The 10097-nt window shown below is 61.2% G+C and carries 10 protein-coding genes; 5 read left to right on the forward strand and 5 right to left on the reverse strand.

Translation table 11 applies throughout. From position 1 onward, the window contains the following. Positions 1–166: 166 nt before the first annotated feature. The 4 genes from clpS (at position 167) to EN906_RS11470 (ending at position 5219) form a co-directional block, all read left to right on the forward strand. Positions 167–496, forward strand: a complete 330-nt coding sequence (gene clpS, locus EN906_RS11455; protein ID WP_164777150.1) for an ATP-dependent Clp protease adapter ClpS — start codon at positions 167–169, stop codon at positions 494–496. A 6-nt stretch (positions 497–502) separates the two neighbouring features. Continuing rightward, positions 503–2971: an ATP-dependent Clp protease ATP-binding subunit ClpA gene (gene clpA / locus EN906_RS11460; protein ID WP_127258970.1), complete on the forward strand. Its 2469-nt coding sequence runs from the start codon at positions 503–505 to the stop codon at positions 2969–2971. 91 nt (positions 2972–3062) lie between these two features. After that, complete coding sequence (locus tag EN906_RS11465) at positions 3063–4430, forward strand: IS1182 family transposase (RefSeq protein ID WP_127267801.1); 1368 nt, start codon at positions 3063–3065, stop codon at positions 4428–4430. A gap of 150 nt (positions 4431–4580) precedes the next feature. Beyond that, the gene (locus EN906_RS11470) at positions 4581–5219 is read left to right on the forward strand and encodes a chloramphenicol phosphotransferase (protein WP_127270999.1); all 639 of its coding nucleotides are present in this window, start codon (positions 4581–4583) and stop codon (positions 5217–5219) included. A 42-nt stretch (positions 5220–5261) separates the two neighbouring features. Here the strand turns inward: EN906_RS11470 and EN906_RS11475 are convergent, their stop codons facing one another. The 5 genes from EN906_RS11475 to EN906_RS11495 form a co-directional block, all read right to left on the reverse strand. After that, complete coding sequence (locus EN906_RS11475; RefSeq protein ID WP_236383050.1) at positions 5262–6404, reverse strand: phosphatase PAP2 family protein; 1143 nt, start codon at positions 6402–6404, stop codon at positions 5262–5264. A gap of 181 nt (positions 6405–6585) precedes the next feature. Continuing rightward, positions 6586–7017, reverse strand: coding sequence for an HIT family protein (locus EN906_RS11480; RefSeq protein ID WP_127271001.1), 432 nt, complete (start codon positions 7015–7017; stop codon positions 6586–6588). 99 nt (positions 7018–7116) lie between these two features. Beyond that, the gene (locus EN906_RS11485; protein WP_127272503.1) at positions 7117–8331 is read right to left on the reverse strand and encodes a GNAT family N-acetyltransferase; all 1215 of its coding nucleotides are present in this window, start codon (positions 8329–8331) and stop codon (positions 7117–7119) included. A 50-nt stretch (positions 8332–8381) separates the two neighbouring features. Next, a complete protein-coding gene (locus tag EN906_RS11490) occupies positions 8382–9110 on the reverse strand; it encodes a glycerophosphodiester phosphodiesterase (protein WP_127269017.1) in 729 nt (242 codons plus the stop codon). A 14-nt stretch (positions 9111–9124) separates the two neighbouring features. Further along, positions 9125–9589, reverse strand: a complete 465-nt coding sequence (locus tag EN906_RS11495) for a RidA family protein (protein WP_127269018.1) — start codon at positions 9587–9589, stop codon at positions 9125–9127. Positions 9590–9727: 138 nt separating this feature from the next. On the opposite strand from EN906_RS11495, the gene EN906_RS11500 reads away from it, so the two are divergent. Beyond that, positions 9728–10097, forward strand: a 370-nt coding sequence (locus EN906_RS11500; RefSeq protein WP_127375181.1) for a DUF1849 family protein, incomplete at its 3' end; no start/stop codon positions are given.

The following is a 10097-nucleotide window of genomic DNA, read 5'->3' on the forward strand; positions in this document are numbered from 1 at the left end:
CGCGATTGCGAAAATCGTCCAAGTTTGGTGACCTAGCCATATTGTCAGCTAACCAGAAGGGCTTAAAATCGTACATCGAACACCTACATGTCGAACTCGCATGGGGAATCGAAAGAGGCAGGAATACGTGACTTCAGGTTTGACTGCCACGAGACGCGTGGTGCGAATGCAAGACGGCGACGGTAACGGCAATGGGGCCGGCCGTGGGACGGCCGTCATCACGCGCACCAAAACCAAGACCAAGAAGCCCAGCCTTTATCGGGTCCTCATCCTCAACGACGACTACACTCCGATGGAGTTCGTGGTTCACGTGCTGGAGCGTTTTTTCCAGAAGGATCGCGAAGCCGCCACCCGCATCATGCTTCATGTTCGCAATCATGGAGTGGGCGAGTGCGGGGTCTATACATTCGAGGTGGCCGAGACCAAAGTGTCCCAGGTCATGGATTTCGCCCGACAGAATCAGCATCCGCTGCAATGCGTGATGGAGAAGAAGTGAGGTAACATGCCGGCTTTCTCCCAAGGCCTGGAAAAGGCGCTTCACCAGGCGCTGACGCTCGCCAATGAGCGGCACCATGAATATGCAACCCTAGAACATCTGCTGCTCGCGCTCATCGACGACACCGAGGCGGCCGCCGTCATGCGAGCCTGCAATGTCGATCTCGATGAGCTCAAGCATACGGTTCTCACCTATATCGACACCGAGCTCGACAACCTCGTCACCGGTTACGACGAGGACTCCAAGCCGACGGCCGGTTTCCAGCGCGTCATCCAGCGCGCGGTGATCCATGTGCAGTCGTCCGGCCGCGAGGAAGTATCGGGCGCCAACGTGCTCGTCGCCATTTTCGCCGAGCGCGAGAGCCATGCCGCCTATTTCCTGCAGGAACAGCAGATGACCCGCTACGACGCGGTCAACTACATCTCGCACGGCATTGCCAAGCGTCCGGGCGCGTCAGAGACACGCTCGCCGCGCGGTGCGGACGACGAGCAGGGCGGCCAGAACGGCGCCGAGCCGCAAGAGGAAGGCGGCAAGAAGAAGCAGCAGCAGGATGCGCTGACGGCTTATTGCGTCAATCTCAACAACAAGGCCAAGGCCGGCAAGATCGACCCGCTGATCGGCCGCGAATCCGAGATCAACCGCACCATCCAGGTGCTGTGCCGCCGCTCCAAGAACAACCCGCTCTATGTCGGCGACCCCGGCGTCGGCAAGACTGCGATCGCCGAGGGCCTGGCCAAGCGCATCGTCGAGGGCGACGTTCCCGAAGTGCTGCACAACGCCACCATCTTCGCGCTCGACATGGGCACGCTGCTCGCCGGCACGCGCTATCGCGGTGATTTCGAGGAACGGCTGAAGCAGGTCGTCAAGGAGCTCGAGGATTATCCCGGTGCCGTGCTGTTCATCGATGAGATCCACACGGTCATCGGGGCAGGGGCGACATCAGGCGGCGCCATGGATGCGTCCAACCTGTTGAAGCCGGCGCTGTCATCGGGTGCGATCCGCTGCATCGGCTCGACCACCTACAAGGAGTTCCGGCAGTTCTTCGAGAAGGACCGTGCCTTGGTGCGGCGCTTCCAGAAGATCGACGTCAACGAGCCGACCATCGAGGACGCCATCGAGATCATGAAGGGCCTCAAGCCCTATTATGAGGAGTTCCACAAGGTGAAGTTCACCAACGAGGCGATCAAGGCCTCGGTGGAACTGTCGGCACGTTACATCAACGACCGCAAGCTGCCGGACAAGGCGATCGACGTGATCGACGAGACCGGCGCCTCGCAGATGCTGGTGCCGGAAGCCAAGCGCAAGAAGACCATCGGCATCAAGGAGATCGAGGCGACGATCGCCACCATGGCCCGCATCCCGCCGAAGACGGTTTCGGCCGACGACGAGAAGGTGCTTCAGGGCCTCGATATCGAGCTGAAGCGCGTCGTCTATGGCCAGGACACCGCGATCACCGCGCTGACCTCGGCGATCAAGCTGGCGCGTGCCGGCCTGCGCGAACCGGAGAAGCCGATCGGCTCCTACCTGTTCTCGGGTCCGACCGGCGTCGGCAAGACCGAAGTTGCCAAGCAGTTGGCCGCGTCGCTCGGCGTCGAGCTGATCCGCTTCGACATGTCGGAATATATGGAACGCCACACCGTCTCGCGGCTGATCGGCGCGCCTCCGGGCTATGTCGGCTTCGACCAGGGCGGTCTTCTGACGGACGGCGTCGACCAGCATCCGCATTGCGTGCTGTTGCTCGACGAGGTCGAGAAGGCGCATCCGGACCTGTTCAACATCCTGTTGCAGGTGATGGACCACGGCAAGCTGACCGACCATAACGGCAAGCAGATCGACTTCCGCAATGTGATCCTGATCATGACCACCAATGCGGGCGCGTCGGATGCGCAGCGCGCGGCGATCGGCTTCGGCTCGACCAAGCGCGAAGGCGACGATGTCGAGGCGATCAACCGGTTGTTCACGCCGGAGTTCCGCAACCGGCTCGATGCGATCATCCCGTTCGGCTCGCTGCCGGTGCCGGTCATCCATCAGGTGGTGCAGAAGTTCGTCATGCAGCTCGAGGCCCAGCTTTCCGAGCGTGGCGTCACCTTCGACCTGTCGGCGGATGCGATCGCCTGGCTCGCCGACAAGGGCTATGATGAGCGCATGGGAGCGCGGCCGCTCGGCCGTGTGATCCAGGAGCACATCAAGAAGCCGTTGGCCGACGAGGTGCTGTTCGGCAAGCTCAAGAAGGGCGGCACGGTGCGCGTCACCGTCGAGAAGAAGGAAACCGGCGAGACCGGCCTGAAGCTCGAATCGCTCGCCGACGAGGCGCCGGTGAAGCCGAAGAAGGAAGAGCCGGAAGAAACGCCGAAGCCCAGAAAGGCCGTGGCGAAGAAGCCGGCGGCCAAGAAGCTGGTGGCGCAGAAGCCCGAAGCCAAGGGCAAGGACGGCGGCAAGCGCAGTCTCGTCCCGCAACTGCCCAGAAAGAACTGACCTTGAGGAAAGTCGAAAAGCCCCGGAAACGGGGCTTTCAGACTGCTGACAAACCCCTGGCATTTGCTGGGGGTTTTTGATTCACTGGGTCATGTTGAAGCGACCCGCCCCTGAACAGACCGCGCTCGAGATGGTGACGCTGGATCAGTTGGTTCCTGCCGATCACCTTTTGCGCAAGATCGACCGTGTGATCGATTTCACCTTCGTCCACGATCTGACCGCGCCGCTGTATTGCCCCGACAATGGCCGCCCGCCACTCGACCCGACCTTGATGTTCAAGGCGCTGTTCATCGGCTACCTGTTTGGCGTTCGCTCGGAGCGGCAGCTGGTGCGCGAGATCGAGGTCAATGTCGCCTATCGTTGGTTCCTGCGACTGAAGCTGACGGACAAGGTGTTCGACGCCTCGACGTTGAGCCAGAACCGGCGGCGTCGTTACGACGACACCAGCGTGTCGCAGGCGATCTTCGACCGCATTGTTGAGCAGGCGATCCGGGCGGGCTTGGTCGACGGCACGGTGCTGTACACCGACTCCACCCATCTGAAGGCCAACGCCAACAAGGGCAAATACGATCTTGCCATGATCGCCAAGTCGCGGGCCGACTATTGGGCCGACCTCGATCGTGCGATCGACACCGAACGGGCGCTGCATGGCCAGAAGCCGCTGAAGCAGAAGGAGCGGCGGCCTGCGGTTAAGGAGACCAAGGTCTCGCGCACCGACCCCGACAGCGGCTACATGGTGCGCGAGGGCAAGCCGAAGGGCTTTTTCTATCTCGACCATCGCACGGTGGATGCGGCGCACGCCATCATCACCGACACGCACACGACGGCGATCGTCCACGATTCGACCGTCTACCTGTCGAGGCTCGATCGGCAGGTGCAGCGCTTCGGCTTTGATGTCGGCGCCGTCGGGCTGGACGCCGGCTATGCCACGGCAGGCATCGCCAAAGGACTGGAGGATCGGGCAATCCGCGGTGTCACCGGTTATCGTCGCCCCAGACCGCCCAAGCCCGGCATGATGGGTCCGTCCTCCTTCACCCATGAGCCGGCGGCTGATGGCTATCGCTGCCTACAGGGCCAGATGCTGGCCTACGCCACCACCGACCGCAATGGCTACCGCCACTACAAGAGTGACCCGGCTATCTGCCGCGACTGCCCGCTGCTTGCCTCCTGCACCAGCAATGCCAAGGCCCAACGCACCATCATCCGCCATGCCTGGGCCGATGCGAAGGAGCGCACCGACGCCAACCGGCTGACCGCATGGGGCAAGGCTATCTACCGCCGCCGCAAGGAGACCGTCGAGCGCTCCTTCGCCGACGCCAAGCAACTGCATGGTCACCGCTATGCGCGGTTCCGAAGTCTCACCAAGGTCGCCTGCCAGTGCCTGATCGCCGCCGCCGCCCAGAACATCAAAAAGATCGCCCTTTGCCTGTGCCCGAAACCCAAGCCGGCCCGCGCATGAGGCTCAATGCCTCTTGTCAAAATCTCCTGACACAAACAGTCCAAGACACTTCAATCACATAACAAAAAACCCCGCCGAAAATCGACGGGGTTTGTCAGCAGTCTGAAAGCCCCGGAAACGGGGCTTTTTTCGTTTGCAAGGAGGAGGGGCATGAGCGGCCAGATCATCATCCTGAACGGTGCGCCGCGATCGGGAAAAACAAGCATCGCCAGAGCTGTTCAGGAGCGCTTCGATGGCGTCTGGATCAATCTCGGCGTCGACGTTTACGAGCAGGCTACGCCGGCACGCTATCGGCCCGGGATAGGATTGCGGCCCGGTGGCGAGCGTCCGGACCTTGAGGCCCTCGTGCCCGGACTATACGCCGCGCTCTACGAATCGATCGCCGCCCACAGCCGGCTGGGGCTGAATGTCGTGGCGGATATCGGCCATCACGACGCCTATTCGAGACCACTTCACATTGTGGCTGATTGCGCGCGCCGGCTTGTAGGTCTGCCGGTGCTGTTTGTCGGTGTTCGCTGCCCGCTGGAAATCATCATGGAAAGGCGTGCCGCCAGCGCGGCGGACAAGAGATATGTGACCGGCTCATCAGACGATCCGGTGCCGTTGCCCGTGCGCCTGTGGCAGGAGGAGGTCCACCGCCCAGGCGTGTACGATCTGGAAGTCGATACCTCGCTCCTGAGCCCGAAGCAGTGCGCGGATACGATCGCAGAGCAGCTTCGGCAAGCACCGTATCCAACAACGTTTCAGAAACTATCCAACCCATCCAGCGCGGCCCTTGAGCCGTTTTGACCGGCATGGCCGCCGCAGGCGGGTTCGTCCAGATCGGCGAATTTACAGCCTGCAAACGGCCGGCGATTGCATCGTGGAGCTCTCGATTTCAGCGGCCATGCGGTCCGGCGCGAAACGGGTCAGCAAATATCCGCACACCTTCCAGATCGCGATCATCAGGAATGCACCCGCATAGCCATCCAAGGCATAGTGCCAGCCAAGCACGACGGAACCGACCATAATGACGCCGGCGAATAACCACATCACAAGACCGGCCAGCCGAGACCGCCGTGTTGCATAGAGGGCGAACAGCACCGCCATCACAACGTGCAGGGATGGGAAGGCGGATATGCCGACGCTGCCGGTAGTTGCGCCGGTATAGCCACTCCACAGCATATCCTGCGTGCTGAGCGCCCAGATCGGATAGACGCGATCGGCAACGGCAAGTGCTTGCATGAGGGGGTGAAAGTCGTTGCCGAACCCCAATCGCTCGTAAAAGCAGGGGCCAGCCGACGACAGGCCCATCGCGAGGAAGAAGCCACCCAGCGTCCACACCGTCATGAAGCTCATCAGGAACTGGTGACGCAGCTTCGTATCCTTGCGTGTGATGCACACGGTGAAAACCGCGGTGATGAGCACGACGAACCAGAAATTGTACGCGATGTTGATGATCTTCAATGCAAGCGGCGACTGGACGACAAACCACAACCATTCGTGCGGGGCTCGACCGAAATGCAGGATGCGATCGGCGTGAGCCAATGCTTTGTCCCATGCGAACGGAGAGAGGATTGCAATGGCTCCCTTCAACACACCGATCGCGGATATGAAGGCAAGACCCGCACCCAGGCCATTCAGGCTGTTGGCAATGCGTTCGGCATCGCCAAAGAATCTACCCAGTGACTTGAGGAAGGTGTGCAGCGGTTCGGTTTCCCGCTGGACCAGCGCAAGGTGGAAAAGCGTCCCAAGTGCAAGGGCTGAGCCGCAAATCCAGAAGGCGATGAAAAGATACTCGGCGTATTCCGCCAGAACGCCGAAATCCGGCATGTTTCCAGTGTGCCACCCGACTGCGCTTGCCAGAAGCAGCGCAGCGGTAGCCATAGCGTGCAGCAGCCGGTGTCGCCAAAAGGCATCCGCCAAGATGCCAGGAAAAGCACGTCCGACAATAGCCCCCGTCAGTGGGGCCGATGCCGCAACCGAATGTTCCATGGTTTTGAAGCCCAGCTCGCCACGCCGTTACCATTTTACCGTGAGACGGTTCAATATTTCCTAATCAGACGATTAGAGTTGCAAACGGTTGAGTCCCGGCGCCGGCCCGCCCGGGCACTAGAATCGTCTTCTCGGCTGAACGGCGCTACCCGGTCCGCCACATCGGCTGACCTCGCGTTTCTCAATTTTCGAGTGCAGTCCGGATCTTTTCGGCATTTTCGGTCAGCACCTCCGGCTTCTCCATTCCTCCCGTGTGCGGCTTCAGCGGGATGCCGTCGAAGCGCGGAATGACATGTACGTGCAGATGATAGACGGTTTGCCCCGATGCCGGCTCATTGAACTGCATGATGGTGACGCCGTCGGCGCCAAAGGCCTTTTTCACCGCCAGCGCCACTTTCTGAACGACGCTCAAGAGATGGCCGAAAATTGACGGGTCGGCGTCGAGCAGGTTGCGCGACGGCGCTTTCGGCACCACCAGCGTGTGGCCCGGCCCCTGCGGCATCACATCCATGAAGGCGATGACAGCGTCATCCTCGTAGACCCGGTGCGAGGGAATTTCGCCGCGCAGGATCTTGGCGAAGATGTTGTCGGTATCGTAGGCGGCCTCGGTCATGGCGAACGCTCCGGATTGTGCCTTTCGTGTAGCGAAACGGTGGAAAATCGGCAAGACGATCGGACGAAGTCGGCCCTGCTCGTCAAGGCAGCCCTGTTGCTACTCCTCCAGATCCTTGCGGAACGGGGTGTGCTCTTCCAGATATTCGCTCATCCGCTCCACCTCGTGGCGTTCGCGCCTGAGGTAGTCGGCGACGGCGTTGCGCAGGCCGGGGTGCGCAATGTAGTGCGCGGAATGCATGATCACCGGCCGGTAGCCGCGCGCCAGCTTGTGCTCGCCCTGCGCGCCTGCCTCGACAACCTTCAGCTTGCGTTCGATGGCGAAGTCGATCGCCTGGTGATAGCAGACCTCGAAATGCAGGAAAGGATGGTCCTCGATGCAGCCCCAGTTGCGGCCATAGAGTGCGTCCGAACCGATGAAATTGATGGCGCCGGCGATATAGCGGCCATTGCGCCTGGCCATCACCAGCAGGATGTCGTCGGCCATGCGTTCGCCGATCAGCGAGAAGAATTGACGGTTGAGATAGGGCCGGCCCCATTTGCGGCTGCCGGTGTCCATGTAGAAGGCGAAGAAATCGTCCCAGGCCTTCTCCGTGAGGTCCTTGCCGGTCAGCCGATCGATCGAAATGCCTGGGGCAAGCGCTTCACGCCTTTCCTTCTTCATCGCCTTTCGCTTGCGCGAGGCAAGGGTGGCGAGGAAGTCGTCATAGGTCGAAAAACCTTCGTTGAAGAAATGGAATTGCTGGTCGGTGCGGTGCAGGAAGCCTGCCGCTTCCAGCACTTCCACATCGCTCTCTTGCGCGAAGGTGACATGCGCGGAAGAGACGCCGAGTTTTTGCGTCACCGCCTTCAGGCCCGCCGCGAGACCGGCCTTCACTTTGGCGCTGTCCTCGCCTTTGCTGACCAGCAGGCGAGGGCCGGTGACCGGGGAGAACGGCACGGCACTTTGCAGTTTGGGATAGTAACGGCCGCCGGCGCGCTCGAAGGCATCCGACCAGCCATGATCGAACACATATTCGCCCTGGCTGTGCGATTTGAGATAACAGGGCACCGCGCCCAGCAATCTGCCTTGCCCGTCCTCCAGCCTGAGGTGATGGCCCTGCCAGCCGGTGCGCCGCACGGCGCATCCAGAATCTTCGAGTGCGCTTAGAAAAGCGAAGGAAACCAAAGGATTGTAACTGGTTTCTGAATCTCCGCGCGCGGTTCCGGCAAAGCCGTTCCATTCATCACAGGTGAAGGCGCCAATGCCGGCGGCGACGCGGATCGAATAGTCAGCATTGGCCGTTTGTCCGTCACCCTCGTCGCCCTGATCCATGAGGCTTATTTAAGCTCCGTCCGGCCTGGTACAAGTCACGTTTCAGACACTCAGGCGACTTTGACCAGATCGGGCTCGAACCCCTCGAACGTCATCTGGTCGGCATATCTGAAGGTCAGGTCGACCGCCGGCTGGTCGTGCACCGTCCAGGTGATAACAGGCATTTTCAGCCTTTCGCGCACGAAGCTGACGAATGGGTTCGGCAGGTCGCCGGCCGCGTAGGAGGTGAAGGCGATGTCGTGCGCCAGCATGGCGAAATGCGCCTCGATCAGCCCGACGTCCTTGCCGTAGGCGGTGAGACCCCCGGGGATACCCGGCGCGTCTTTCGGAAAATCGCGGACCAGCCAGTGGTCGAACGACATGATCGCCGCCTTGCCCTTGTAGCGCTTGAGCATCTTGCCGACGCTTGCCACCAGGCCTTCGTCATAGCCGGGCGTGCCTTTCAACTCGACCACCAATGGCACGCGGCCGTCGACCAGGTGGAGCATTTCCTGCAGCGTCGGCACATGGTCCGCCGTGCCACCGACCCTGAGCGCCGCGAGTTCTGCTGCGGTGCGCTGCCAGACGAAACCATCCTGGCCGGTCAGGCGCTTGAGATCTCCGTCATGGATGATGACAGGAACGCGGTCGGACGACAGGTGGACGTCGCATTCGATGGCATAGCCGCGTTCGGCGGCCGCAGCGAAGGCTGACAGCGTGTTTTCCCAGCGCGTCTTGTTCATGTCGTGGAAGCCGCGATGGGCGACGGGCCGGGCGGTCAGCCAGGATAGGTCGGTCATATCTGTCCCCTGGCTCATTCGATTTCGAAGACGGCTTCGATTTCCACTGCGGCATTAAGCGGCAGGCAGGCGGTGCCGACGGCGGAGCGCGCATGCTTGCCACGCTCGCCAAGGGCCGCCACCAGGAAATCGGAGGCGCCGTTGGCAACCAGATGCTGCTCGGCGAACTCAGGTGTCGAGGCGACGAAAACGGTGATCTTCACCAGACGGCTAATCTTCTCGAGGTCGCCGAGTGCTGCCTTGGCCTGCGCCAGAATGTTGATCGCGCAGTATTTTGCCGCATCCTTGCCACCTGCGGTATCGAGATCGCGACCTAACAGCCCGCTCGCCTGCAGCTTGCCGTCCTTGAGCGGCAATTGTCCGGCGGTGAACAGCAGATTGCCGGTCCGGCAATAGGGCACGTAGTTGGCGGCGGGCGCGGCGGCGACGGGAAGCGTCACACCCAGATCGCTTAGCCGCTTTTCGATTGTTTCACTCATGGTATTTCCCTATTGCTTGGTGACGCCGCGCCGGCCGGGCCGAAATTGCTATTTTTGCCTCGCTTCCGCCACGACTTTTTTTAAGCTGGACCATCTTTCCCTGCGGCCTGCCATCAGTCGCGACGATCGGAGTACCTCATGCGCGCAACGCGCCTCGCATTCCATGCCGTCCTGTTGTCGGGGGTCTTCTCGATAGGCCCTGCCTTCGCAGCGCCGGCGTTGCAAGCCCACCGCGCCGTCTACGATCTTACCTTGAAAAAAGCGTCCGATCAGTCCGGCATCACAGGCATATCCGGCCGCATGGTCTATGAGTTCAATGGCTCGGCCTGCGAAGGCTATACGGTGAAATTCCGCTTCGTCACCCAGATCGTCACCGCCGACAACACCAGGCTGACCGACCAGCAGACGACCACTTTCGAGGACGCCGAAGGCAAGACATTTTCGTTCGTGACAAAATCCTTCGTCGACCAGAATCTCGACAAGGAGGTCAAGGGCATCGCCACCAAAG

The sequence above is a fragment of the Mesorhizobium sp. M7A.F.Ca.CA.004.06.1.1 genome (genome assembly GCF_003999135.1).
In the GTDB taxonomy this organism is placed as follows: domain Bacteria; phylum Pseudomonadota; class Alphaproteobacteria; order Rhizobiales; family Rhizobiaceae; genus Mesorhizobium.

Excerpts from the sequence above, each read along its gene's own strand:
- clpS (WP_164777150.1), top strand. The coding sequence starts at position 167 with ATGCAAGACGGCGACGGTAACGGCAATGGGGCCGGCCGTGGGACGGCC.
- clpA (WP_127258970.1), top strand. The coding sequence starts at position 503 with ATGCCGGCTTTCTCCCAAGGCCTGGAAAAGGCGCTTCACCAGGCGCTG.
- EN906_RS11465 (WP_127267801.1), top strand. The coding sequence starts at position 3,063 with ATGTTGAAGCGACCCGCCCCTGAACAGACCGCGCTCGAGATGGTGACG.
- EN906_RS11470 (WP_127270999.1), top strand. The coding sequence starts at position 4,581 with ATGAGCGGCCAGATCATCATCCTGAACGGTGCGCCGCGATCGGGAAAA.
- EN906_RS11475 (WP_236383050.1), bottom strand. The coding sequence starts at position 6,404 with ATGGAACATTCGGTTGCGGCATCGGCCCCACTGACGGGGGCTATTGTC.
- EN906_RS11480 (WP_127271001.1), bottom strand. The coding sequence starts at position 7,017 with ATGACCGAGGCCGCCTACGATACCGACAACATCTTCGCCAAGATCCTG.
- EN906_RS11485 (WP_127272503.1), bottom strand. The coding sequence starts at position 8,331 with ATGGATCAGGGCGACGAGGGTGACGGACAAACGGCCAATGCTGACTAT.
- EN906_RS11490 (WP_127269017.1), bottom strand. The coding sequence starts at position 9,110 with ATGACCGACCTATCCTGGCTGACCGCCCGGCCCGTCGCCCATCGCGGC.
- EN906_RS11495 (WP_127269018.1), bottom strand. The coding sequence starts at position 9,589 with ATGAGTGAAACAATCGAAAAGCGGCTAAGCGATCTGGGTGTGACGCTT.